This window comes from Actinacidiphila glaucinigra, assembly GCF_035918135.1.
GTDB lineage: Bacteria > Actinomycetota > Actinomycetes > Streptomycetales > Streptomycetaceae > Actinacidiphila > Actinacidiphila glaucinigra.
Map to the genome: position 1 here is coordinate 7,947,491 of NZ_CP109144.1, position 23,894 is coordinate 7,971,384.

Sequence of the window (23,894 nt, forward strand, 5' to 3'; positions counted from 1 at the left end):
GCGATTGCCCGGCGAAGCTCCTGGATTATTCAATGTGCGGACTCCGACGCGGCGTGCGGCGTATCCCGTTCCTTCCCGACGTCTTCCTACTCTCCGGGCCATGAAGAGATCAACTATGCAGGGACTCACCGGAGTTGCCGCCGCTCTGGCGGTGGTCGCCGGCTTCACCGGGTTTGTCGACGATCGCCCCGCGGCCGACATCGGCCTCGCCGCCGACCGGAGCGGGAACGGCACGTCGTACATCTTCGGAGGCCCGGGACGGTCCGGGAGCACGGCCGCCGTCCGCGCCCACCGGGACCTGCTCGACCACGGCTCGAACGCGAAGATCCTCACTGTGGCGCACCGGGGCCAGTGGCGGGACGCCCCCGAGAACTCGCTGGCGGCCTTCCGGGCCGCCTACGACGACGGCGCCGAGATCATCGAGACCGACATCCAGCTGACCAAGGACGGCGTTCCCGTCCTGATGCACGACACCACCGTGGACCGCACCACGAACGGCACCGGCGCGGTCGCCGGCATGACGCTCGCCCAGATCAAGGAGCTTCGTCTGAAGGCCGGACTCGGCGGCGGCCAGGCGGCGGTCACCGACGCCCGGGTCCCGACGCTCGAGGAGGCGATGAAGCTCGCCAGGAACCGGGGCCTGGTCAACCTGGACAAGGGCTGGCCGTTCCGGGAGCAGGTCTGGGACGTCCTCACCCGGACCGGCACCGTGCGCAACGGGATCTACAAGAGCGACGCCCCGGTGCCGGAGGTCGAGGCCTTCCGCTCGGCCCACAAGGACGCCGTCTATATGCACATGATCACCGACGCCAACCTGTCGGCGGTGGCCGAGTTCGGCGACGACCAGCCGGTGGCCTACGAGGTCAACTACGACAGCATCCAGGACCCCGTCGCCCGCAAGCCCTTCCTCGATGCCCTGGCACGGCACAGCCGCGTCTGGAACAACACCATGTGGAACGGCCTGTCGGACCGCATGACCGACGAGGCGTCGCTGATCGACCCGCTGCGCGGCTGGGAAGCCATGGTGCGCAGCTACCGCACCACGGTCTTCCAGACGGACGACGTCGAGAAGTTCGAGTCGTGGATCCGCACCGGCGAGGGCGACCCCCTGCCCCGCGGCGGCGTGCGCGTGCAGGCCGAGGACTTCCTCCCCGGCCAGGACAAGGGCTACCACGACAACGACGGCGGGAACGCGGGCGGACTGAAGATGCGTCCCGGCGAGGACGTCGACATCGACAACGCCGACGGCAACGTCCGCGTCGGCTGGATGCGCGGCGGCGAGTGGCTGACCTACGACGTGGACGTCCCGCGCTCCGGTACGTACGCGCTCTCGGCCCGGGTGTCCTCGCCGTACACGCCCGCGGGCACCTACACCGTCTCCTTCGACGGCGGCACCGAGAGCAAGCGGGTCGAGGTGCGGAACACCACGAGCCACAACAAGGAGGTGCTCCAGGCCAGTGGCGTGCAGCAGTTCCTCACCGCCGGCCACCACGTCCTGCGGATCAGCCTTCCGCAGGACGCCTACCAGAACTGGAACCTCGACTACCTCCAGCTCGCGCCGGTTCGCCACTGACGCTCGCCCGGCCGGCCCCCGGGGGAGGGGGCCGGACCGGACCGACCACCGGCATCCGGACGGTTCAGTGTGTGGGGCAGCCCCTTTGGGACTGCGCCACACGCATGTACGCAGTGCGCGCCCGGGCGCACGCCGTCACGCGCAGGCCACTGACGCCGAGGTCGCGTTCGCGGCCCTTCCCGCGGCGCCGCTGCGCACCCTCACCCACATCGGCCCGGACCGGCCTTCACGATCCCGCACCGCGGCGACTGACAGAGCCGCCCCCGCGGTCGCCGAGCCACCGGACTGCAGCACCTCCCACCCCTTCGCCACATCCGCGCAGAGGGTTACGCATGGCGACGAATCGCCGGGGCAGACGCGTGGTCAGGAGGTAAACACAATGGTCCCCTTGCTTTTGGTTCTGTTGCTGGCGCTGATCCTTTTCGGCGCGGGGTTCGCCCTCAAGGCGCTGTGGTGGATCGCCATCATCGTGCTGGTGGTGTGGCTCCTCGGGTTCGTCTTCCGAGCCGCCGAAGGCGGCGGGCGCCGTCGTTGGTACCGATGGTGAGCTGACGCCTCCCACCTACCAGGGTGGGGTTCGCGATGCGGCCGCGAACCCCACCCTTCGCGCTGCCCGGACACGTTGCGGGTAGACGTACCGGAGGCGGCTCGCCGCCATCGCGTTCGGAATCAGAGCGGACCTCCCCGGCACCCACGTCACCATTAACGCCCAGTTGGTGCGCCGGGAGCAGGTCGCAGGGTCCGGCCCCATCCTTCCGGCGCGTCCGTGCACGTAAATGCGCTGAAGTGCGATTTAGGCTGTTTCATCCAACGGTATCGGCTCGGTGTGCGCGGGCGCCGTCACGGACCGGCCCCGGTCCGCAAGGCGCTCGCTCACCTCGGAAGGCGGCGGACGTGACACAGGAACAAGCGGAGCCCCTCCAGGGCAAGAAGGCACTCGTCACGGGGGGATCGCGGGGGATCGGCGCGGGGATCGTGCGGCGCCTGGTCCGCGAGGGCGCCTCGGTCGCCTTCACCTACGTCCAGGGGAGGCAGCCCGCCGACGCCCTGGTCGAGGAGGTCTCTGCGGCCGGGGGCAGGGTGGTGGCCCTGCAGGCCGACAGCGCGGACGCGGCGGCCGTCAAGGCCGCGGTGGACCGGGCGGTCGCGGAACTCGGGGGCCTGGACATCCTGGTCAACAACGCCGGGGTCGGCGTCGCCGGCGCGGTGGACGACTTCTCCTTCGAGGACTTCGACCGGATGGTCGCCGTCAACGTGAGGGGCGTGTTCGCCGCGATCAAGGCGGCGCTCCCGCACCTCGGGGGCGGGGGGCGCATCATCTCCACGGGCAGCATCAACGCCGACCGGGTCCCGTTCGGCGGCATCGCGGTGTACGCGATGACCAAGGCGGCCGTGGCCGGCCTGACCCGGGGGCTCGCCCGCGAACTGGCGCCCCGCGGCATCACCATCAACAACGTCCAGGTCGGCGCCACCGAGACCGACATGCTCCCCGACGACCCCGCGTTCCTCGAGGCCCTCACGCGGGTCACGGCCGTCGACAGGTTCGCGCAGCCCCGGGACATCGCCGGCGTCGTCGCCTTCCTGGCCAGGCCCGAGGCGTGGTTCGTGACCGGAGCGAACTGGAACGTGGACGGGGGCTACTCCGTCTGACCTTCTCGGCGGCGGACGGACACTGGGAGCAGCCGCAGTGGGCCGCGACAGCGGCGCGTCGGCTCACCGCCCGACGGTCAGGCGGACCGCGGCGATCCGGCCCGCGGAATCGAAGTCGATCTCGGCCGCGTCGCCGCCGGGTAGGGCGGCGAAGACCTGCCGGTCGCTTTCCCGGCGCGGAATGCCGTGGTGGTCGAGATAACCGGTGACGACCCGGCGGGGCGAGTGGCCGATCAGGCCGGCGCCCGTCATCAGGGTGCGGGGCAGGGCGACCGGGTCGAGCGCGGCGCGCGGTACCCGGGTGTCGTCGGGCAGGAAGTAGACGCGTGTGCCGGGACCGGCCGACACGCCGATGTAGCCGGGGGACCGGGTGACGCCCATCCCGCCGAAGGCCAGGGTCTCGGCGGCGCGCCGGGGGTCGGCGAAGCCGGACAGGTCGATCTCCTCGGCGGTGAACTCGGCGATTCCGTGGGCGCGTCCAAAGCGCTCGGCCTCCTCGGCGAGCGCGACCACCGGAGTGCCTGCCAGGCCCGGATTGGCCCAGCCCCACATCCACGACCGCTCTTCCGTGTCGTACGTGCCCAGCACGGCGACGCGCAACTCCAGGCCACCCTGACGGTAGACACAGGACGGCAGGTCCGCGGTCCACGGCCCCTCGGGCAGGAAACCCGTCAGCGCCTCGAGTTGTTCGGCTCCCCACGCCGCGTGCCGCTCCACCTCGTACAGGAACGCGTCACCGAATTCCGTCGCCATGGCCACGGAGCCTACTCGGCGGCCCACTCCGGCCGGCATCCGCCCCGACAGCACCGTGCGACGCCGCACGAAGCTCCAGGGCCGGACGCCCGCCCCACCGCCGTGGGGCGGGCGTCCGGCGGCTCCGATGAGGGCGGCCGCGGCCCGCGAGACGCGGTCCCGCCGGCCCCCGTGCCTGGGTGCAGGCCGACCGGGCACCGGCACGGACTTCCGGCTCCGGGCCGGCCTGCATACGTTGAGACCGGACAGCTCACGGTTCTGTGACGGCCGCGGAGGCCGTCGGACCCTTCGGCGGCGGTGTGAAACGGGGCGCGGGGACCGCGACCGCGCTCCCGCGCTCGACCACGACACGGCTCCCGTAGTGCTTGGACAGCCGCACCGCTTCTTCCTCCTCGCCCGCCCGGGTGGTCACCGCGACCGCCGAGCCGTCCGCCAGCGGTCCGGCCCCGGTGACGAGGATGCCCCGGTCCCGCCAGTACCCGGCGTCGGCCATGATCCTCCGGACCAGGGCCAGCATGGCCCTCTCCGACATCGCCGCGTCCTCGAACACCAGCTCCACCCCGGACACTCGGGAACGAACGGCCTCGTCCAGGCCGCTTCCCGGCCTGCGGTAGACGGTCAGCACGCCGCGACGGTGATCCAGGACGGTACCCGCGTACCAGTCCTCGTAACGGGAGCGGACGATACCGTCCACTTCGTCGGCCGCGCCCGAGAGCACGGAGTCGTCGCGGAGCACCGATGGGGGCGCCGGCGGTCCCGCCGGCCCCGCGCCTCCTGTCGCGGTGCCGCATCCGACGATCACAGCGACCACGGCGCCCGCCGCAGCCGGCCACCGCACCACACGCGCGGGCTTCACACGCACCACCCCCTCGGGACTCGCCGACCGTGGGTATGACGGACGACCCCGCCCCGTGGTTCACCGCCGCTCCGTCGCGACCTCGGGAAGGGCCGCGGGCGGCACCGAGGGGTGCGGCGCGGGACCGATGGTCAAGGTCGACACCCGCTCCGGGGAGACCACGACCCATGACCACGGGCCGGGCCGGGCCGGGTCACCATGGCATCCGCTTTCGTGCCGCGACCGGACGCCGCGGGCGAGGACGACGGCCGGATCCTCTCGGTCGTCCGCGACGCGGGCGTGAACCGAGCCGAACTTGTCGTGCTCGACGCGGCCGACATCACCGCCGCACCGGTCGCCAGGGTGCACCTGCCCCGTCGTGTGCCCTTCGGCTTCCAACGGGAACTGGATCGCCGACGCCGAGACCGGTCCCAGCTGACCGGTCGGTCGCTGGGCGCGGGGGACGACGTCCGGTCGAATTCCCTGCGGGAGGAACACGCACTCTCCGTGATGTGACCCAGCGTTCGCCGCACCGCGTTGCCATCGGGGAGGACTCCGCACTATGTTCTTGGTGGATAGAACGTTCTATCTACTTCTAGGGTCCACCGCTGCCCCCGCTTAACCGTTGGAGAATCGATGTCTCACCGCCGCCCCGTCCGCCGTGTCCGTCTCGCCGTCGTCGGCGCGGTAGGCCTCGCCCTGGCCGCCGGACTGGCCACGACCGCTTCCGCCACCCAGGACCGGCACGCGAAGCCGGTGGGCAAGCCCGTGCCCAAGCCGACCGTCGTCCTCGTCCACGGCGCCTGGGCGGACTCCGCCGGCTGGACCGGTGTCGCCAAGCGCCTGCAGGCCGACGGATACCCGGTCGCCGCCCCCGCGACCCCGCTGCGCGGCTTGGGCAGCGACGCCGCCTACCTGGCCGACTACCTCAAGACGATCAAGGGCCCGGTGGTCCTGGTGGGCCACTCCTACGGCGGCGCCGTCATCACCGGTGCGGCCACCGGCAACGCCAACGTCAAGGCCCTCGTCTACGTCGCCGCATTCGCTCCCGACAAGGGCGAGAGCATCGCCGACCTGGTGGGCAGGTTCCCCGGAAGCCACCTCAGCGACGACCCGAACGCCCCTGTGCCCACGGCCCTGAACGCGGTGCCCTTCACCCAGGCCGACGGCGGCACCGGTGTCGACCTCTACATCAAGCCCGACAAGTTCCGCGACGTCTTCCTGAGCAACCGCGTCAGCAGGAGCAAGGCCGCCGCACTCGCCGCCACGCAGCGCCCCATCACCGCGCAGGCGGTCGGCGAGCCCTCCGCGAAGGCTCCGGCCTGGAAGACCATCCCCTCCTGGTACCTCGTCGCCCGCGCCGACCGGACGATACCCCCGGCCGCCGAGCGGTTCATGGCGGCGCGCGCCCACGCCCGCACCACCGAGGTCGACGGCCCGCACGCCGTCCACGTGACAGACCCCGGGGCCGTGACGCGCCTCATCGAGAAGGCCGCGGCGACCACCCGCTGACCCACCCGCTGTCCCGGCGTCCTTCCCGCCCGTGGGAGGGGGCCGGGACGCCTCGCGTGTGCCGGAATCAGGCGCGGTGCCGCAGCACCGCCTGATGGACCGGACTCTCGCGGTCCGGGTACTCGGCCGTGGCATTGATGAACGGACAGCCCCGGAACCCGGAACCGCAAACCTCCTTGCCGATGCCGTACGCGACGGCGGCGAGGAAGTGGGAAGGCGAGCCGCTGGTCCGGCTGGGCGCCGCCCGGACGGGCACGCCACATCGGGCGCCCCGTCCGGGTGTGGTGACCGGGTCAGTCCCGGGCGGCCGCGTGGCGCTGCTGGGCCCAGGCCAGGTGCCATGTGTCCGGCGGCGTCGCGGAGTTCAGCTCCAGGCCGGGCACCGGATCGAGGCGTCCCGCGCGCAGTTCGGACAGAAGGCGCTCGGCCTCGAGGGAGGGGTAGTCGAGGTAGCCCCGGTCGTCACCACCGAAGAAGGTGGGCCGCAGCGCCTTGCGCAGCTCCGCGTCGCGGGCCAGGCGCTCGGGCAGGTCGGGGTTGGCGATGAAGTCGCGTCCGAAGCCCACGGCGTCGACGGTGCCGCTTTCGACGGCGCGCAGGGCTTCCTCGCGTCCGTAGCCGCCGGTCGCGATCATGCGGCCCGGGTAGCGCTTGCGGGCCCAGGCGCTGTCGATGTCGTCGGCCGGCCGCCGCTCGGCGGTGTGGTCGTCGTTGCCGATGATGCCCGGCTCGACGAGGTGCAGGTAGGCGAGGTCGCGGGCGGCGAGTTCGTCCACGACGTGGCCGAACAGCGCGTGCGGGTCCGAGTCGGTCATGTCCTGGAAGACGCTGCTCGGGGATATGCGGACGCCGACGCGGTCCGCGCCCACCGTTCCGACCAGGGTGTCGACGATCTCCAGCAGCAGGCGTGCGCGGTTCTCGACGCCGCCGCCGTAGCGGTCCGTGCGCTTGTTGGCGCTGTCCTGGAGGAACTGGTCGATCAGGTAGCCGTTGGCCGCGTGCACCTCAACGCCGTCGAACCCGGCGGCCATCGCGTTCTGGGAGGCCCCGGCGAACTGGGCGACGATCTCCTGGATCTCGTCGATCTCCAGCGGCCGCGGCGCGACGAAGGGCACTCGGCCCTCGTCGGTGAAGACCAGGCCGTCGATCGCGACGGGGGAGGGGCCGACCGGGCTCTTGCCGCCGGGCTGGAAGACGGGGTGCGAGGCGCGGCCGGTGTGCCACAGCTGCGTGACGATGGTGCTGCCCGCGTCGTGCACGGCGTCCGTGACGCGCTTCCACCCCTGGACCTGTGCGTCGCTCCACAGGCCCGGGATGCCGGGGCCGCCGACGCCCTCGGCGGAGACGACGGTGCCTTCCGTGATGATCAGCCCGGCCGAGGCGCGCTGGGTGTAGTAGAGCGGCGCGGAGGGGCCGGGGCTGCCGTCGGGCAGGGAGCGGCTGCGCGTCATCGGGGGCATCACGAAGCGGTTGGCCAGTGACAGGGCGCCGAGCCGGACGGGGTCGAAGAGGGGGCTGTTGTGCATGGTTCTTCTCCGGGAAACGGTGATGGGGAACGGTGAAGGTGTGGGTCGGACGGCTCTGGGGCCGGGCCGAACGGTCGGTGCACGGGGCGGGCGCCTCAGACGCCGGCGTGGTGCCGGACGAGGGCGTTGACCCTCCCGCCCAGCGCGGATGCCGCGTGCAGCGGCCAGTACGGGTCGTGCAGCAGCTCCTGGCCGAGGAGGACGGCGTCGACGGTGCCGGAGCGGACGAGTGTCTGTGCCTGGGCCGGCTGGGTCAGGGGGCCGACGGCGGCCACGGGCATGCCGGTCTCATTGCGCACGCGCTCGGCGACCGGTACCCGGTGGCGCGGGGCCGGGACGTCCATCAGGTCGACGCCCCGGGCCTGCAACTCCTTGGAGAGGCGGACGGTGTCGTCCGGGGTCCAGTCCTCGAGGCCGTCGCCGGCGGACTCGTCCGGCCAGTCGGCGGACGACATGCGGAAGAAGACCGGCAGGTCCTGCGGCCACACCCCGCGGACGGCCTCCACGACCTCCAGCGCGAAGCGCGTACGGCCCGCGAAGTCCCCGCCGTAGCCGTCGGTGCGGTGGTTGCTGTGCGCGAACAGGAACTGGTTGACGAGACAGCCGTGGACGCCGTGGACCTCGGCGACCTGGAATCCCGCGTCCAGGGCGCGCCGGGCGGCGTCGGCGAAGTCCGCCACGACCCGGTCGATCTGCTCGGTGCCGAGTTCCTCCGCCGCGGTGGAGCCCGTGCGCACCGGCACGGTGCCGGAGCCGCCGGGCGTCCATCCGTAGCGCTTGCCCGGGGTGACCGGGAACCTGCGGTCGACCCAGCTTCCCTCGGTGGGGTCCGTGCGCCCCGCGGCGAGCTGGACACCGGGAACCGCGCCTTGCGACTTCAGGAACCCGGTGATCCGCCGGAAGGCCTCGACCTGGGTGTCGTTCCATATGCCGAGGTCGTACGGGCCGAGCCGGTTCTCCGGGCTGACCGCGGTGGCCTTGGCGAGGATCAGTCCGGTGCCGCCGGTGGCTCGCGCCGCGAGGTGCGCGAAGTACCCGTCGTTCGGCACGCCCGCCAGGTCCCCGTCCGGTGCGGTGCCGGAGTGGGAGATGTCGGCCATCCAGATGCGGTTCGGAACGGTCAGTGAGCGGAGAGTGATGGGCTCGAACAAGGTGGTGCTCACGGAGCTGCCTCCTGGGGGTGGGGGAGGGGGGTGGGCGACCGTGGTCGCGCGCCCAACGGTGCGTCCATCGGGACGGCTTGCGGCGGTCGTGTCGATCCCTCTCGACCGTCGAAATCCACGGTACGGTATGGACGGTTATGTCCGGAATATTGAGATTCAGATGGTCTGAATCGGGAGGCAGCGATGCCGACCGCACTGCCGGTCAGTGCCTACGTCGTCCTCGGCCTGCTGGGCAGGCACGACGGAGCGACCCCCTATCAACTCGACCAGAGGATCCGTCAGAGCATCGGTCACTTCTGGGTCTTCCCCCGCTCGCAGCTCTACGCCGAGGCCGGACGGCTGGTGCGGCGCGGACTGGTCGTCGAGCGCCAGGAAGAGGGGGGCCGCCATCGGCGCACCCTGTCGCTCACCGAGGAGGGGCGACATGAACTGTGCCGATGGCTCGCCGCACCGACGCGGGCCATCACCGAGATCCACGACGAGGGGCTGCTGAGGCTCTACTTCCAGCCCCAGGCATGTGAAGCCGACATCGACGCCGACGCGACCGGTGCCGCGGACACCGTCGACGCCATCGGCCGGCTCGCCGCGGAGCAGATCCGCGCCCATGAGGGCCAACTCGACGAATACGGACGGCTGGTCGCCTCCGGAACCCTGCCCGCGGGCTCGCCCCAGCGGGCCACCGTGGAGGTGGGACTGCGGTTCGAGCGAATGATCATCGACTTCTGGCGTGAGATCGCCGCCTCTCCGGCGCACCTCATGGGGGAGGGTGGAGCGGAGGTGTGAACGCGGCGCCCGACCCGCGTCGCATCCGCTCCGAGCCGGCCAGTGGCCTGAGGCGGCAGGGCGGTGAACGGAGGGAAGCGGAGGGGGCGGGAGGGGGCCGATGTCCCGCGGACGTCACGGAAGAGCAACCACCCCATCCGCGGGGCCGGAAGACGCTGGTGAGGGGCCACATCATGGAACCGGCGGAGAACGACAAAGGGGGGTACGGCGCAATGGAATTCACGGTCGAGCGCACGCTGCGAAGACGAGGGAAGCGGTGGACGTTCTGGGGGCTCGTCGTCCTGGCGGGCGCGCTCGTGTGGCTGATCGCGCCCCGTGACGGCGAAGTACTCGGCCCGGGGTTCGTGGGGGCGCTGGCCGTGGTGGCGGTCTGGCGCGGGTGGAGGGACCTGCGTGATGCGCGGCGGCCGTTCCGACTGCGGATCGACGAGTTCGGGATCACCTTGCAGGACGCCGAGCTGTCCTGGGAGCAGATCGACGCGGCAGCCCTCTGGCACTACGCCGCGCCGGACAGCGAGAGCGCGGCGCCCGAGCAGCGGCTGATGCTCTGGACGGCGCAGGGCGTGACACTGCCGCGCCGACGCGACCGCACCGCGGACGCCCGGACCCGCTACACCCTGGTGAAGTGCGCGGACCTGGACCAGAGCGTCCGGGAGCTCACCGCCGCGCTCGCCGAGCACGGTGGCGCCCACTTCGAGACGGCGCCGCGTGCCGTGCGAGCGCCGATCCCGGTGACCGTCGCGGGACCCGAACTCGGCGTGCCCGGCGGGGAGCAGACCTTCACCGCCGACGAGGGCGCGGGGCGCCGGATGGCCACCTGGGCGGTGTCGGCGCTGGCGTGCAGCGCGGTGTTCGGCTCGCTCATGCTGTACCTGATCCTCCGCCCCGAGCAGGCCGACTACGACACCGGAACCGGGATCCCCGTCACGGTGGCGTTGCTCACGGCGATCGTCTGCTGGATTCAGGCGGGATCCTCCTACGTCCGCTGGCGCAAGCCGCTGCGGCTGCGGATCGGGCCCACCGGCATCGGCATGCGCGAGGTGGCCGGCGAGGAGAGCTACTTCCGGTGGGCGCAGATGGCCACCGTCACGGTCGGGTCGCATCCGCGCGGCCTCGAACCCCGTCCCTGTCTGACGGTGTGGCCGCTGCCGGGCAATTACGGGCAGGACGAGCCCAGCCACCTGGTCGACGGTCACCGGGCCTACGTCCTGGACCGGATGGACCGGCTGCCCGGCGGCGCGGAGGCGGTCGTGCCGGTGCTACGGGCGTACGCGGGGGAGCGGTACGCCGGGACGGCATGACCGTCCCGGGCCGCGGTGTGCATCCGCCGACCACTCGCCCGCTGCTTCCGACCTTGCTTCACCTATCGAGATTCGATAGATTCCCATCGTAACTCGATGTAAGGATGGGTCATGGGAAAGCTGACAGTGGGGGCGTTGCGAGCCGTCCTCGTGGTGGTGCTCGCCGGCACCGTGTTCGTACAGGTGGGGATGGTGTGGGCGTTGGTGTCGGGCAACGACCCGGAGGACGGGTCGCTCCCGCTGACCCCGCTCCGCCTGGTCACGATCCTGGGCATGGTGGCGGCCCAGGTCGCCCTGGTCTGCGTATGGCGGCTGGTGACGATGGTGCGACGCGGCACCGTGTTCTCCCACGCCGCCTTCCGGTACGTGGACGTGGTGATCGGCGCGATCGTCACGGACGCTCTCGTGTGGTTCGCGGTCACGGCCATCAACGCGCCCGACCAGCGCGAAGACCCGGGCGTCACCGTCATCATGGGCGGGATCGGCGTGGCCATCCTGGGTGTCGCGCTCCTTGTGCTCGTGCTGCGGATGCTGCTCGTCCAGGCCGTCGCGCGCGACGTCGAGGCGACGCAGATGCAGGCCGAGCTGGACGAGGTGATCTGATGCCGATCGCCGTCGACATCGACGTGATGCTGGCCAGGCGGAAGATGTCCGTGGGCGAACTCGCGGACCGCGTCGGGATCACGCCCGCCAACCTGGCTGTGCTCAAGAACGGCCGCGCCAAGGCGGTGCGCTTCGCGACGCTCGCCGCGCTCTGCGAGGTACTGGAGTGTCAGCCGGGCGACCTGCTGCGCTGGGAGGACGAGGGCGGCACCGCGGACGGATGACGTGCCCGAGGGCGGGCGTGTGAACGGCGCTGACCCGTGGCGCGGCCCGACCGGTCAACTGCCTGCGCGTCAGGGGCGCGCCGCAAGGATCGTCTCATGTGCGCGGGCCTCCGCCGCAACACCCGCGACGCTCGCCTTCCTCGGAAGTGCATGGTCACGAAGCGGACGTGACGTGACTACGCCGACGGTGAGGGGAAGCGAGGGGCGCTCTTTGTCGGGTGGCGGGCCGGCGTGTGAATCCGATGTTGATGAAGAATCGCACCACGATTCCATCTCGTGTCGTACGGTGGCGAATGTGGTTCGGGTCGACTCTCGGAAGCTTGGGACCGCTTGACCGGTGAGGGCTGCTGCTTGGATGTGGCGACCACTGCTCCTCGGTCGTGGGTGCCAGCCGGCCGACCTGTGAGCCCCCATGGCCGCCACCCCGCTGCCGGGGTGCTCTCTGTGCGAGTGTGGCAGCCCTTGGCCGCTCTGGTGGCCGTGCGGAGGCGCCGGCGGGAACATCCCACCACCGCCACTCACGCGGATCCGGGCAGGCCCACCGTCCGGTCGGGCACGCAGGAGCATGGCCCGGGCAGGCCCGCACGGCGGGAGACCGCCGAAACGACACGCGGGACGCGCACGTAATCACTGGCGCGAGGGGTGGGTTATCGGGTAAGTAAAGCCGGGGCCCAGCAAAGGGGTCCGACGGCGCACCAGGGGGTGCGCCGGCATCAGCAGCATGTGAGGGACGAACACAGTGGCATCTGGCGTCGTGAAGTGGTTCAACTCGGAGAAGGGCTTCGGCTTCATCGCACAGGACGGTGGCGGGCCGGACGTCTTCGCCCACTACTCCAACATCTCGGGCAACGGCTACCGCGAGCTGCAGGAGGGTGAGCACGTCACGTTCGACGTGACGCAGGGGCAGAAGGGCCCGCAGGCGGAGAACATCGTCCGCGGCTGACCGACGCAACGCAGGCGTGATCCCGCCGTCGCACCCAGCGACGGCGGCTGCCTGCGGGCGTGGAGGGGGCGGTACACGATCGCGATCGGTGCCGCCCTCGGGCCCTCGGGCCACCGAGCCGCGGAATGGCGCACCGGGCTCGCGGCGGCCTTCCATGGGCCCGGTTTCGCGGTCGTCGGTGATCAGTGCTGATCGCTGCTCGGCAGGTGGCGTGTGCGCGGCGGGGGAGTGCCGGGCAGCGCGTCCGTGGGACGTGGGGCGATCGCCCGTTCCGTGAGGTGCCGGGTCACCACGTGGGCCAGGATCCGGAACGCGGCCTGCACCTCCAGGTGGTCGAGGGCGCCTACGGCACCGCCCACCAGGTCGCCGCCGCCGGCCATGGTGGTCCAGCCCGTTCCGTCGCTGCCGAGGTCCACCGTGACGGTCTCGCCCGTCGGCACGGTCACCGTGAGCGTCACGGCGTCGGCGACGGCGTTCCGGCCGGAGTGCAGGAGGCCGCGTCGCCTGAATTCGGCGGCCGCCGCGAGTTCCGCCCGCTCGGCGACCGCGGCCAGTGCCCGATGGGCCTGGTGCGACACGGTCTGTCCCCGCTCCGAGAGGTGGGGCAAGGTGTCCTTCGGGTCCCACCCGGGTCCCTGGTCCACCGGTGGATCCAGTACGTCGGCGACGGCGCCCAGGGCCCCCGACGCGGCGAGCGCGGCGCGTGTGACGGGGTCGGCCGGATCATGCGCGTAGGCCGGCCGCGTGACGGCGTCCGCGATCCGCGCGACCGCACGTACGGATTCCGCGTTGAGGGGTGCGCCTCGGCCCGTGAGGGGCCCGATGTGGCGCTCGCCCCGCCTGCTCACCTCAACGCCGCGCGCCGCGAGATCGGCGTAGACGGTGTCGCGTGAGACCCGAGCCGATCTGGCCAGCTCCATGACGCTCCGAGTGCCGGTACGCCATGCGTCGGCGACCAGGTCGGCGCGATCGGAGGCGATGCTTTCCCTGCGCTCGGCCCATCCGATGAGGGCGGACAGCGCGGTGATGCGCTCGGGCTCGGAGTGCTCGGGAGGCTCGATCATCCGCCGACCTTATGTCGACTGACTCGACATGTCGAGTCAGTCGACAGCCGGTCCGGCCTCCTCCCAGGCGTGCAGGTACCGCTTGATCGCGTCCCGGTTGCGCTGCAGCACGTCGATTCGCCGCTCGATACCGCTCAGCTGCTGCCGCAGACCGTCCAGATCCGCTGCCGCCGGGCAGTCCGCCACCGCTTCCTCCTTCGCGGCCTCGAGGCAGGGCAGGACCTCGCGGATCATGTCCGTCGTCAAGCCCGCTTCGAGGAGTTCGCGGATCTGCAGCACGCGGTCGATGGCGGGCTCGCCGTAGGCGCGGTACCCGTTGGGGCTCCGGAACGGGTGCAGGATCCCGACCTCTTCGTAGTACCGAAGCAGGCGTGTCGCGACCCCCGTCCTCGTGGCCAGCTCTCCGATCTTCACAGTGCTCTCCTTGGTCGGACGTATGTACGGGCGGTGCGCGTCGCCGTCACCTCTTGACCTTCACATTAATGGCAACGTTTAGCTTCGTGCACGGTCCCGGACCTTTCGAGGCGGGTTGAGCGAGACCGTGCCAACGAGAATGTGAGATCAAGAGATGTCGACGGATTCAGGAACGAACGCGAGCAAGCAGAGCGGATGGACCGCGGACCGGATGGCCGCACAGGAGGGCCGTACGTTCGTTGTGACGGGTGCCACCAGCGGCCTCGGCCTGGTGACGGCGCGCGAACTTGCGGCGCACGGGGGCCGGGTACTGCTCGCCGTCCGTGACGCGGCACGGGGAGAAGCCGTGGCGTCCACCCTGCGCAGGGCGTACCCCGGGGCCGAGGTGGAGGTGCGCCGGGTCGATCTGCTGGACGTGGACTCGATCCGCCGGGCGGCGGCGGAGATCGACGAGGAGGAGTCCGTCGACGTGCTCGTCAACAACGCGGGCATCTCCATGGTCGAACACTCGGTGACCGCGCGGGGTGCCGAGCGTCACCTCGCCGCGAACCACCTCGGGCACTTCGCCCTCACGGCGCTGCTGGAACCGGCGCTGCGCCGGTCGCCCGCACCGCGGGTCGTGAGCGTCACGTCGTACCTGCACGAGAAGGGCGAACTCGATCTGGACGACGTCGCGTGGTCCCGGAAGTACACACCCCTCGCGGCGTACTCGGCGTCCAAGCTGGCCAACGCGGTCTTCGGCGCGGAGCTCGCGCGGCGGGAGCAGTCGTCATCGTCGCCGATCACCAGCGTTCTCGCGCACCCCGGCTACAGCAACACGCCGATGCAGAGCAAGGGTGCCGGCCTCATGGGGATCGCCATGCGCGTCTCCGGCAAGCTCTTCGCGCAGAGTCCGGAGATGGGGGCTCTGCCCCAGCTGTTCGCGGCGACCGAGCCCGGTCTCGCCGGCGGCTCCTACGTCGGACCCGACGGCCGGGGCGGACGATCCGGGCACCCGGTCACCGTGCAGCTGTCGGCAGTGGCCCGGGATCCGGAACTCGGCCGCCGTCTGTGGGAGCGCTCGCAGCAGCTGACCGGCGTCCACTGGGGCGCCGCCTAGGAGTTGTGCGCGGTGTCGTACCGGCGGCGGTGCCATCGCCGGTCTGCGTCGCTCTCCTGGTGCGGGGACCCCTGGGCCGAAGCGCGATCCTCGGGCAACAGCCTCCCTTCAGCGTTCCGGCCGCGCCTCGGCGTGGGAGATCTCCCGTTCACCGGTGGAGGAGGTGATGGACACGGGGCGGTTCTTGCGGTGCCCGAGGCGGGCGAGGCGTTTGCCCGGGTCGGGGAAGGTCGGGATCATGTGCCGTCCCCAGGTCGTGTTGATCACACCGGCGAAGGACGCGTACAGGGCGAGGGCCGCGGTGACGAGGCCGATGGCCCCGCCGATCCGCCTCGCGGGGTCGGAGTCCACGAACTCGGCGACGGTCAGGACGGTGAGCGTCGTCGTTGCGCTTCCGAAGAGGGCGAGCAGTACGCCGGTGGTTCGCAGGGTCGCGATGGTCAGGTAGAACGAGATGATCGTCCAGGGCAGCGCGAACATCCCGGTGGCGAAGTGCGCTTGGTCGGGCGGCAATGTGGGTTCGACGAAGTGGCCGTAGACGGCGTAGGCCATCCAGAACGCGCCGAAGGCGGAGAACGCCGTACCGCCGAAGGTTCCCCCCTGTTTGAGTTCGAAGATGCCGGCCACCAGCTGGATGACGCCGCCGAACAGGAAGGCGGTCGGGAAGACCGCGGCGACCAGTTCCGGCCGGACTCCGGCGTTGAACAGACTGACCATCAGGGTCGTCGCCCCGAAGGCGGCCAGTCCCAGCGGAGCCGGGTCGGCGAGGACACGGGTGGGGGGCTCGGACATGGCGACTCCTGGGTTGGCGACTTCGGCAGGATGGCACCGGCGATCAGCGAAGTGCGCTCGCTCCTTCGCGTGGCGCACGGCTCCAGACCTGATGGCCCAAAGGTGCTCGCCGGCGCCGTCGCGGTGACCGGCGGTCGACGTTCGGGCGGCGCATCGTCCGGGGCGGGATGGCACCCCCGTGGAGCCGAGGGCACCATGGAGAGCGGGGCGGGACTGAGCCGGCACCTCGCGGACGGGAGGTCACCAGCATGCCCACGCACCAACCCGGCCAGGAAGTCTTCAGGTCGGTTCTCCCGCAGGACCTCGACTGGCAGCCGTTTCCGGCGTTCCCGCCGGCGGCCCGCCTGGCCGTCATCGTGGGAAACCCGTCCGAGGCCGCTCCCTATGTCGTCCGGGTCAAGCTGCCCTCCGGCGAGAGGCTGATGCCGCACCGGCACACGGAGGACCGGGTCTACCTGGTCGTCTCGGGCGTCTTCTACATCGGCCTCGGCGACACCTTCGACGAGGAGAAGCTGCAGGCGTATCCGCCGGGGGCCGTCATCGTGCTGCCGGGTGGGACCTCGCACTTCCACTGGGCGAAGTCCGGCCCGTACGTCACGCAGGTCACGGCGATCGGTCCCATCTCCCTGGAGTACGTCGACCCCGCGGACGATCCGCGGGCGGCCTGAGCCGTCACTTCGCCCGCGCCGCACGCCAGGGCCTGCCCCGGTGCGGCGGTGGGGTCAGCCCGTGCGGCGGAGGACCTCGATGGTCACCGGTGTTCCGGCCGTCGTGGCCACGTGAGGACTGCGCTGGACTCCCCTGGACTCCCCTGGACTCCCCTGGTCGTGCTGCCGGCACTCGCGCACGGGGTGCTCTGCGCACGCCACGGCCTCCGGTTGTGCGAGCGCGCCAACCCCGTCAGCTGTTGAGTCGGCGCCGTGCAATGGCCCGTCGCACATCGCCTGCCCTTGCCGTGTCGAGGGAGGGCGTACCTGCCGCGCGAGCCATCGCCGCGAGACGTGCGAATTGCTCGCCCATGCCCCTCGTTCCGTCCAACGGGGTCCGGGCGTGCGGCCACACGGTCTTGGCGAGAGCGACGTGACGGGCGCCGCCAAGGACGACGACGGGGTCGAGGGCGGCGATACGGAGGTCGGCCGCCTGCGCGTGGAGGAGGGCGGCGGTCGCCGCTTCGGCGTGTCCGTGCGGGGTGTCGTAGGGCTCGATCTCGTCGTCGAGGTCCAGCAGGCCGTAGCGGGCGGAGAGGATCATGAGCCGGTCGGGGTGCAGCGCCTCGGCGGCCCTTCGGCACGCCCGGTGGTAGCTGCCGGTGTACATGTCGGCCGCCCTGGCCGGGTGGTCCAGCTTGCGAACGCCGCAGGGGACGACGACCAGTTCCGGTCGGGGGCCGCTGGTGTTCCGCGTCGAGGTCATGTGAGTTCCTTCCGGGGGCGTGTGGCGGTCCTGTCCGTGAAGGTGGAACGCGGCCGGGGACGACGCCCGTGGCGGCATCGGAGGACATCGAGCCCTCACATGTGGACGTGCCGTCGAGCGGGCGGGGGCGGCTCCATGCGGCGAAGGCCCGTCAACTGGGCCCGAATTACGAGGAGTTCGTGTCGGCTGCGATCGCTCCAGAGGGCGGTCCGTCCTTCCGTTCGCTTTAGGCGACCGGTCGTACAGTCGGCGTCATGGGACACACCAGTGATGCCGGAGAGAAGATTCTGCTTGCTGCCCACTCGCTGTTCGACCAGCGGGGCTACTCGGCGCTGGGTCTGGCGGAGATCTGCAGGGCGGCCGGAGTGCCCAGGGGCAGTTTCCACTACTTCTTCGCCTCCAAGGAGGCACTCGCGCTCAGCGTCGTCGACGAGCACTGGAACGCGCAACGGCGTGTCTGGCTCCGTCTTCTCGGCTCCGGTGCCGAACCCCTGTCGCGCCTGCGGGCACTGTTCGAGGCCACGGGCGTCCGGCAGCGTGACGGGCAACGGGATCGCGGCACCATCGCGGGCTGCATGTTCGCCAACCTCGCGGTGGAGGCGGGTGAACAGACCGAAGCCGTCCGTCAACGCCTGCGCGAGATCTTCGAAGCGCAGGTCGGCATGGTCGAGTCGGTCGTCGGCGAGGCCCGGCAGCGGGGCGAGGTGAGCGTCCCGGACCCGCGCGAGGCCGCCCGGTCCGTGATGGCCCAGCTCGAGGGCCGGGTCCTGTTCGCCAAGTTGTACGACGACACGGCGCGACTCGGCCCCCTGTGGGCCAACTGCCTTGCCCTGCTGGGTGCCCGCTGCCCGCAGGCGCCCGTCACGGGAGACCTCGGACGCGCGGTGCCGGTGTGACGACTGGGAGGTTCAGCCTCTCAGGAGGGAGCCGGCAGGTCGTGGCATCGGAGCGGGCGGCAGGCGCACGATGAGGGGTGGAAAGCCGGGGAGCGGCCGGGCTGCCGAGGCGGATCCGGGCTTCCTCCCTGGCCGTCGGCCGTGGTTCCTGGGTCTGGTGTGACTCGGGGGACTGGGGTGACGTGCCGTGGCGAGCGTCCGCGCGGCGCATGACCGGGAGGTGTCGCATGGTGCACAAGCGCCCTGGAGCGGGTCCGCTCACGGTGAGGGTGTTCGTCTTCCCGGGGGTGCGCCTGCTCGATGTGACGGGCCCCATCGAGGTCTTCGCTTCGGCGAACGAATGGGGCGGAGCGTATCGGGTGCAGGTCGTGTCCGAGGACGGGGCGGAGGTGGTCACCGCCGCCGGGACGCGGCTCGGCGTCGACCTGTCCCTCGCCGACGTCCGTGACTCCTGCGACGTCCTCGTGATCCCGGGCGGCCCGGAGTGGGAGACCCTGATCAAGGACGACGCGCTGCTCGACACCGTACGGGAACTGAGCGGGAAGGCCCGCTGCACGGCATCGGTCTGCACGGGCGCCTTCCTGCTGGCCGCGGCCGGGCTTCTGGACGGCCGGCGGGCGGCGACCCACTGGAGGCAGACGCGCGAACTGGGCCTGCGCTACCCGTCCGTGGACGTCGATCCCGACGCCATTTTCGTGCGCGACGGGAAGATGATGACCTCGGCCGGTGTCACCGCCGGGATCGACCTGTCCCTGGCCCTCGTCGAGGAGCACCACGGGGCGGAGGTCGCCCGTGCGGTGGCGAAGGACATGGTCGTCTTCATGCAACGGCCGGGTGGCCAGTCCCAGTTCAGCGCCCGATCGAGGCTTCCGCAGCCGCGTCAGGAGATGCTCCGCGAGGTCTTGGACTCGGTCGCGGAGAACCCCGGGGACAACCACTCGCTGTCGGCGATGGCCCGCCGGGCCGGCGTCAGCGTGCGTCACGTCACGCGGCTTTTCTACGACGAGGTGGGCACGAGTCCCGGGCGGTACGTGGAGGAGGTCAGGCTGGAGGCCGCGCAGGCGATGCTGGAGACCGGTGACGACCCCATGGCCGTCGTGGCACGGCGCGCGGGCTTTGGCTCACCCGAGTCGCTCCGCAGGGCGTTCGTACGCCACCTGGGTGTGACGCCGGCAGCGTTCCGGGCCGGCTTCCGGACGACCGGCGCGGGGGCCGTGGGCGTGCCGGACCCCGAGGCCGTGACGGCAGGTCACTCCTCCTGAGGAGGACTGCGGCCACCGAAGCGGACGAGCACGCCGGGGCCTCGGTATCGACGGCGCTCTGCCGACCCGGCACAGGTCCACCCTGCATGAGACTGTGACGCAGGTCACCTCCGATGCAGAACCCGCGCGGCGCGCCCGGCGTCTGGCTGGTGTGAGATCCCGCAGGAAAGCACTGGACGAGCTCGACGAGGAACGCCTCCTCCGTCAGTTGTACCGGCGCACGTCGCCGTGGCCGGCGGTGCGGCTGCGCCGCCGCTGCGCGGACGAGCAGGCCCGGCCGGCCCGCACACCGCGCTCCTGGCGCTCGCCGCGAACGTGACGGCCGCCGGGGTGGGACTCGGCGGGCAGGAATCCGCGCTGGACAGGACGGCCTCGATCCGCTGGGCACCCCGCCGGGCCGGCCACATCCTCCTCATCGGCGTCATCGCCGGTGCGACGCTCCCGGCAGTCCAGGTCCTGGGGCCCGAACTGGCCCCCACCACGGTCATCCTCCGCAACACCGCGGGCCTGACCGGACTGATCGCCCTCGGCGCCGTGCTGTGCGGGGCACACCACGCATGGACGCTGCCCACCACATGGCTCAGCTACGCCCTCGTCGTCCCACCCCCGACCGGCATCAGAGGAGAGGTGTGTGCCTGGATGCTCCAACCCCCGGACACCCCGGCCGCCACCGCCACGGCCGTCGCCCTCCTCGCAACCGGCACGCTCCTCCATGCCGTGAAAGGGCCGGGAACCTGACCGTCGCGGCCGTCACAGGGCACAGGTCACAGCCGTCAACGGGCCACGGGCAGCGCCCTGTCGTCCGCCTCCGAGAGCAGCCCAACGAGCGGGAGGGCGAAACCGACCGGATTCGAACCGGCGTCCTCGCGATTTTGGAGACCGCGCGCGACTGCCTCTGCGCTACGGCTCCGCCCCGGTGCGACAGGCTAGCCCAGACGATCCCCGGGACGGGGAGCCGTCAGCGGAAGGCCGACTCCACGAGTTCCCGCTGCTCGGCGGCGTGCCGCCGGGCGGAGCCCACCGCGGGGGCCGAGGCGGACGGTCGGCTGGTCCGCCCGAGGGGGCGGTCCGCCACTTGCTCCACCCGGTGCGTCACAAAAGACCACGCGCCCTGGTTCTCGGCCTCCTCCTGTACCCACCGCACCTCGGCAGCGGCCGGGAAACGGGCAAGTACCGCGCGGAGTTCCTCGTCCGGGAACGGATACAGGCGCTCCAGCCGGACGATCGCCGTGTCCCGCAAGCCGGCGTTCCGCCGGTAGGCGTCAAGGTCGTAGAAGACCTTCCCCGAGCACAGCAGTACGCGCCGGACCTCGGCAGCGTCGACCGCCCCATCGGGCAGGACCGGACGGAAGGAGCCCGTGGTGAAGTCCGCCAGCCCGGAGGTGGCCTCCTTCAGCCGCAGCATCGACTTGGGGGTGAACACGACCAGCGGCCGCCTGCGCTCGCCGAGCGCCTGCCGCCTGAGCAGATGGAAGTGATTGGCGGGCAGCGTCGGGACGGCGACGGTCATGTTGCCCTGCGCGCACAGCTGGAGGAACCGCTCGATCCGGCCCGAGGAGTGGTCCGGGCCCTGACCCTCCAGACCGTGGGGCAGCAGCAGAGTGACCCCGGAGCGCTCGCCCCACTTCTGTTCGGACGACGCGATGTACTCGTCGACGACGCTCTGCGCGCCGTTCGCGAAGTCGCCGAACTGCGCCTCCCACAGCACCAGCGCGTCGGGCCGCTCCAGCGAGTAGCCGTACTCGAAGGCCAGGGCCGCCATTTCGGACAGCATCGAGTCGTAGGGGGAGAAGCCCGCGGCGCCTGGGCCGAGGCCGTTCAGCGGAACGTGCTCCGCGCCGGTGCGCCGGTCGGTGAGCACCGCGTGCCGCTGGCCGAACGTGCCGCGGCGGGAGTCCTGCCCGGACAGCCGCACCGGCACCCCCTCCATCAGCAGGGAGCCGATCGCCAGGGTTTCGGCCGTGGCCCAGTCGATCGTGCCGGCGTCCGGCATCGCGGTGCGCCTGCGGAGCTGCGGCAGGACGCGCGGGTGCACGGTGAAGTCCGGGGGCTGAGCCGTCTGGGATGCGATGACGTGCCGCGCGGTCGCCTCCGTGACGGCGGTCGGCACGGGACGGGGCGTGCCGTCCTGCGGGACGGCCGCGGGGGCGACGGGCTTCCGCGGGCCGGGCACCGGCAGCGCGCGCGTCTCGGTGAATGCCCGCTCCAGGCGCTCCCGGTAGTCCCGCAGGGCGCCTTCCACCTGCCGCTCGTCGATGTCCCCGCGGTCCACCAGCGACTGCGCGTACAGCCTGCGCACCGAGGGCCTGGCATCGATCCGGTCGTACATGGCCGGCTGGGTGATGGACGGGTCGTCGACCTCGCTGTGCCCGTGGCGCCGGTAGCAGACCAGGTCGATGACGACGTCCTTGTGGAACGTCTGGCGGTAGTCGAAGGCCAGGCGTGCGATCCGGACGACCGCCTCGGGGTCGTCCGCGTTGACGTGGAAGATCGGGGCCTCGACCGTCCGTGCCACGGCGGTGGCGTAGGTGCCGGAGCGGCCGCTGGCGGGCGCGGTCGTGAAACCGAGCTGATTGTCGATGACGACGTGCACCGTCCCGCCGGTGCGGTAGCCGGGCAGCTGCGACATGTTCAGCGTCTCGGCGACCACCCCCTGCCCGGCGAACGCGGCATCGCCGTGGACGACGACCGGCAGGACGGAGAACGCCTCGCTTCCCTCGCCGTCGGCCAGATCCTGCTTGGCCCGCACGACCCCCTCGGCCACCGGCCCGACGATCTCCAGGTGCGAGGGGTTCGCCACCACGGAGACGGGGATCGCGCCGCCGTCCAGGGCACGGTAGGTCCCTTCCGCGCCGAGGTGGTACTTCACGTCGCCGGATCCCTGCGCCGACAGGATGTCCGCGGCGTCCTCGAACTCGTGGAAGACGTCCCGGTACGACTTGCCGACGATGTTGGCCAGCACGTTGAGCCGGCCGCGGTGCGCCATCCCGATGACCGCTTCCCCCACCCCGTGCCCGATGCAGCGCTGCAGCAGGGCGTCGAGCAGCACGATCGCCGACTCACCGCCTTCCAGCGAGTACCGCTTCTGGCCGACGTACTTGGTCTGCAGGAACGTCTCGAAGGCCTCCGCCGCGCCCAGCCGGTAGAGGACCTGCAACTGGTCGGCCCGGTCCAGCCGCCGCGAGGGCACCTCGATCCGCTCCTGCACCCAGCGGCGCTCCTCGAAGGCCTGGATGTGCATGTACTCGGCGCCGACCGTCCCGCAGTAGGCGGCACGCAGGACGTCCAGTACGCCGCGCAAGGTCATCGTGGACCGTCCGGCGAAGCCGTCGACGACGAACTCCGCCTCCAGGTCCTCCCGCCCCAGCCCGAAGGCCGTGATGTCGAGCTCCGGATGCCCGGCCACCGGCCCGGCGGAGAGCGGGTCGGTGTCGGCCGCCAAGTGCCCGCGGACGCGATGGGCATGGATGAGGGCGGCCACGCGGACGGCCTTGACCGCCGCCTCCCGCGCGCTCGCGTTGGAGGCCGGTGCGTCCGAGTGCTCCTGCCGGCCCGCCGCGGAGGCCGGGGAGACGAAGAAGTCCCTCCACTTCTCGTCGACCGATCCGGGATCGTGCAGGTAGCGCTCGTACTGCTCGTCCACGAGCCATTCGTTGAGTCCGAACTCCGGCCCGTGCAGTGCGGGCTCTTCGGCGCTGGATGTCGACGCCACTGGGTGGATCGCCTTCTTTCCTCGTTCGGGACAGCCGATGGAGGGCGCGGTCGCAAGGGCCTCGTCATCCGGCGCATCGCTCCCGGCGGGGGAGCGTCCCCTCCGCGAGTCGGAGGGGGCAGCGCACCGCTGACCGTGTGGCACCTTCGACGCTAGGCCGGTGCGGGGCCGACGCGGAGGGCGGAACATGCCGGGCAGGCGTCACATCAGGACCTAGCACCGCGCACTTCGCCGGTCCTGCCCCGGATTCCCGCACGGCGCAAGAGGCCGAGGTCCTGATGTGAGGGCGTCGTGGCACACGCTGTGATGCGAAGGGAGCCGGGGGTCACCGTAACGTCGTAGGGCCAACGAGCCGACGGCTTCGGCCGCGGTCCGT

Annotated in this window: 24 protein-coding genes, 1 tRNA gene and 1 pseudogene; 16 read left to right on the forward strand and 10 right to left on the reverse strand. The window is 71.5% G+C overall.

Translation table 11 applies throughout. The features are described from left to right. Positions 1 to 100 precede the first annotated feature (100 nt). From OIE69_RS35900 to OIE69_RS35910, 3 genes are all read left to right on the forward strand, one after another. Positions 101 to 1,573, forward strand: a complete 1,473-nt coding sequence (locus tag OIE69_RS35900) for a glycerophosphodiester phosphodiesterase family protein (RefSeq protein WP_326578824.1) — start codon at positions 101 to 103, stop codon at positions 1,571 to 1,573. A 379-nt stretch (positions 1,574 to 1,952) separates the two neighbouring features. Continuing rightward, a complete protein-coding gene (locus OIE69_RS35905) occupies positions 1,953 to 2,120 on the forward strand; it encodes a hypothetical protein (protein ID WP_018561957.1) in 168 nt (55 codons plus the stop codon). Positions 2,121 to 2,467: 347 nt separating this feature from the next. Next, on the forward strand, positions 2,468 to 3,223 hold the full coding sequence (locus OIE69_RS35910) for an SDR family oxidoreductase (RefSeq protein WP_326578825.1): 756 nt from the start codon (positions 2,468 to 2,470) through the stop codon (positions 3,221 to 3,223). Between the two features lie 63 nt (positions 3,224 to 3,286). Here OIE69_RS35910 and OIE69_RS35915 read toward each other — a convergent pair whose 3' ends face one another. Together OIE69_RS35915 and OIE69_RS35920 are read right to left on the reverse strand one after the other, a co-directional pair. Next, a complete protein-coding gene (locus tag OIE69_RS35915) occupies positions 3,287 to 3,976 on the reverse strand; it encodes a DUF6882 domain-containing protein (protein WP_326578826.1) in 690 nt (229 codons plus the stop codon). A 250-nt stretch (positions 3,977 to 4,226) separates the two neighbouring features. Further along, positions 4,227 to 4,712, reverse strand: coding sequence for a hypothetical protein (locus OIE69_RS35920; protein ID WP_326578827.1), 486 nt, complete (start codon positions 4,710 to 4,712; stop codon positions 4,227 to 4,229). A 333-nt stretch (positions 4,713 to 5,045) separates the two neighbouring features. Between OIE69_RS35920 and OIE69_RS35925 the strand changes: the two genes are divergently transcribed. Both OIE69_RS35925 and OIE69_RS35930 read left to right on the forward strand, forming a co-directional pair. After that, complete coding sequence (locus OIE69_RS35925) at positions 5,046 to 5,327, forward strand: carotenoid oxygenase family protein (protein WP_326578828.1); 282 nt, start codon at positions 5,046 to 5,048, stop codon at positions 5,325 to 5,327. A gap of 120 nt (positions 5,328 to 5,447) precedes the next feature. Further along, positions 5,448 to 6,323, forward strand: coding sequence for an alpha/beta fold hydrolase (locus OIE69_RS35930; RefSeq protein ID WP_326578829.1), 876 nt, complete (start codon positions 5,448 to 5,450; stop codon positions 6,321 to 6,323). Between the two features lie 293 nt (positions 6,324 to 6,616). Here the strand turns inward: OIE69_RS35930 and OIE69_RS35940 are convergent, their stop codons facing one another. Both OIE69_RS35940 and OIE69_RS35945 read right to left on the reverse strand, forming a co-directional pair. After that, positions 6,617 to 7,849, reverse strand: coding sequence for an alkene reductase (locus tag OIE69_RS35940; protein WP_326578831.1), 1,233 nt, complete (start codon positions 7,847 to 7,849; stop codon positions 6,617 to 6,619). Positions 7,850 to 7,944: 95 nt separating this feature from the next. Further along, the gene (locus tag OIE69_RS35945) at positions 7,945 to 9,012 is read right to left on the reverse strand and encodes an oxidoreductase (protein ID WP_326578833.1); all 1,068 of its coding nucleotides are present in this window, start codon (positions 9,010 to 9,012) and stop codon (positions 7,945 to 7,947) included. Positions 9,013 to 9,195: 183 nt separating this feature from the next. Between OIE69_RS35945 and OIE69_RS35950 the strand changes: the two genes are divergently transcribed. The 5 genes from OIE69_RS35950 (at position 9,196) to OIE69_RS35970 (ending at position 12,866) form a co-directional block, all read left to right on the forward strand. Continuing rightward, positions 9,196 to 9,795 carry a PadR family transcriptional regulator gene (locus tag OIE69_RS35950; protein WP_326578835.1) on the forward strand — a complete coding sequence of 200 codons (600 nt, stop codon included), beginning with the start codon at positions 9,196 to 9,198 and terminating at the stop codon, positions 9,793 to 9,795. Between the two features lie 212 nt (positions 9,796 to 10,007). Then, positions 10,008 to 11,096 (forward strand): hypothetical protein, encoded by a 1,089-nt coding sequence (locus OIE69_RS35955; protein ID WP_326578837.1) that lies wholly within the window; start codon positions 10,008 to 10,010, stop codon positions 11,094 to 11,096. Positions 11,097 to 11,207: 111 nt separating this feature from the next. Continuing rightward, positions 11,208 to 11,699, forward strand: a complete 492-nt coding sequence (locus OIE69_RS35960; RefSeq protein WP_326578839.1) for a DUF2975 domain-containing protein — start codon at positions 11,208 to 11,210, stop codon at positions 11,697 to 11,699. After that, on the forward strand, positions 11,699 to 11,923 hold the full coding sequence (locus tag OIE69_RS35965; RefSeq protein ID WP_326578841.1) for a helix-turn-helix domain-containing protein: 225 nt from the start codon (positions 11,699 to 11,701) through the stop codon (positions 11,921 to 11,923). The genes OIE69_RS35960 and OIE69_RS35965 overlap by 1 nt, the downstream gene beginning before the upstream one ends. 739 nt (positions 11,924 to 12,662) lie before the next feature. Next, on the forward strand, positions 12,663 to 12,866 hold the full coding sequence (locus tag OIE69_RS35970) for a cold-shock protein (protein WP_018561948.1): 204 nt from the start codon (positions 12,663 to 12,665) through the stop codon (positions 12,864 to 12,866). 182 nt (positions 12,867 to 13,048) lie between these two features. On the opposite strand, the gene OIE69_RS35975 is transcribed toward OIE69_RS35970, so the two are convergent. Both OIE69_RS35975 and OIE69_RS35980 read right to left on the reverse strand, forming a co-directional pair. Continuing rightward, positions 13,049 to 13,930, reverse strand: coding sequence for a hypothetical protein (locus OIE69_RS35975; protein ID WP_326578843.1), 882 nt, complete (start codon positions 13,928 to 13,930; stop codon positions 13,049 to 13,051). Positions 13,931 to 13,966: 36 nt separating this feature from the next. Next, positions 13,967 to 14,344: a MerR family transcriptional regulator gene (locus OIE69_RS35980; RefSeq protein WP_326578844.1), complete on the reverse strand. Its 378-nt coding sequence runs from the start codon at positions 14,342 to 14,344 to the stop codon at positions 13,967 to 13,969. Positions 14,345 to 14,498: 154 nt separating this feature from the next. On the opposite strand from OIE69_RS35980, the gene OIE69_RS35985 reads away from it, so the two are divergent. Further along, positions 14,499 to 15,443 (forward strand): oxidoreductase, encoded by a 945-nt coding sequence (locus OIE69_RS35985; RefSeq protein WP_326578846.1) that lies wholly within the window; start codon positions 14,499 to 14,501, stop codon positions 15,441 to 15,443. 108 nt (positions 15,444 to 15,551) lie between these two features. On the opposite strand, the gene OIE69_RS35990 is transcribed toward OIE69_RS35985, so the two are convergent. Beyond that, positions 15,552 to 16,460: an acetate uptake transporter gene (locus tag OIE69_RS35990; protein ID WP_326578848.1), complete on the reverse strand. Its 909-nt coding sequence runs from the start codon at positions 16,458 to 16,460 to the stop codon at positions 15,552 to 15,554. Positions 16,461 to 16,483: 23 nt separating this feature from the next. Between OIE69_RS35990 and OIE69_RS35995 the strand changes: the two genes are divergently transcribed. Beyond that, entirely contained in the window at positions 16,484 to 16,903 is a 420-nt protein-coding gene (locus OIE69_RS35995) for a cupin domain-containing protein (protein ID WP_326578850.1), read from the forward strand. Positions 16,904 to 17,135: 232 nt separating this feature from the next. Here OIE69_RS35995 and OIE69_RS36000 read toward each other — a convergent pair whose 3' ends face one another. Continuing rightward, a complete protein-coding gene (locus tag OIE69_RS36000; RefSeq protein ID WP_326578852.1) occupies positions 17,136 to 17,648 on the reverse strand; it encodes a DUF6884 domain-containing protein in 513 nt (170 codons plus the stop codon). A gap of 254 nt (positions 17,649 to 17,902) precedes the next feature. Here OIE69_RS36000 and OIE69_RS36005 point away from each other — a divergent pair, with 254 nt between their 5' ends. From OIE69_RS36005 to OIE69_RS36020, 4 genes and pseudogenes are all read left to right on the forward strand, one after another. Then, positions 17,903 to 18,544 carry a TetR/AcrR family transcriptional regulator gene (locus OIE69_RS36005; protein WP_326578854.1) on the forward strand — a complete coding sequence of 214 codons (642 nt, stop codon included), beginning with the start codon at positions 17,903 to 17,905 and terminating at the stop codon, positions 18,542 to 18,544. Between the two features lie 227 nt (positions 18,545 to 18,771). Next, positions 18,772 to 19,806, forward strand: a complete 1,035-nt coding sequence (locus tag OIE69_RS36010; RefSeq protein WP_326578855.1) for a GlxA family transcriptional regulator — start codon at positions 18,772 to 18,774, stop codon at positions 19,804 to 19,806. Between the two features lie 151 nt (positions 19,807 to 19,957). Then, positions 19,958 to 20,077 (forward strand): annotated as a pseudogene (locus OIE69_RS36015) (RNA polymerase subunit sigma-24); the annotation flags it as partial. Further along, positions 20,035 to 20,544: a hypothetical protein gene (locus OIE69_RS36020; RefSeq protein WP_326578856.1), complete on the forward strand. Its 510-nt coding sequence runs from the start codon at positions 20,035 to 20,037 to the stop codon at positions 20,542 to 20,544. The pseudogene OIE69_RS36015 and the gene OIE69_RS36020, both read left to right, overlap by 43 nt. Positions 20,545 to 20,641: 97 nt before the next feature. Here the strand turns inward: OIE69_RS36020 and OIE69_RS36025 are convergent. Together OIE69_RS36025 and OIE69_RS36030 are read right to left on the reverse strand one after the other, a co-directional pair. Next, positions 20,642 to 20,716, reverse strand: a tRNA-Trp gene (locus OIE69_RS36025). 48 nt (positions 20,717 to 20,764) lie between these two features. Then, positions 20,765 to 23,707: a multifunctional oxoglutarate decarboxylase/oxoglutarate dehydrogenase thiamine pyrophosphate-binding subunit/dihydrolipoyllysine-residue succinyltransferase subunit gene (locus OIE69_RS36030; protein ID WP_326578857.1), complete on the reverse strand. Its 2,943-nt coding sequence runs from the start codon at positions 23,705 to 23,707 to the stop codon at positions 20,765 to 20,767. Positions 23,708 to 23,894 lie beyond the last annotated feature (187 nt).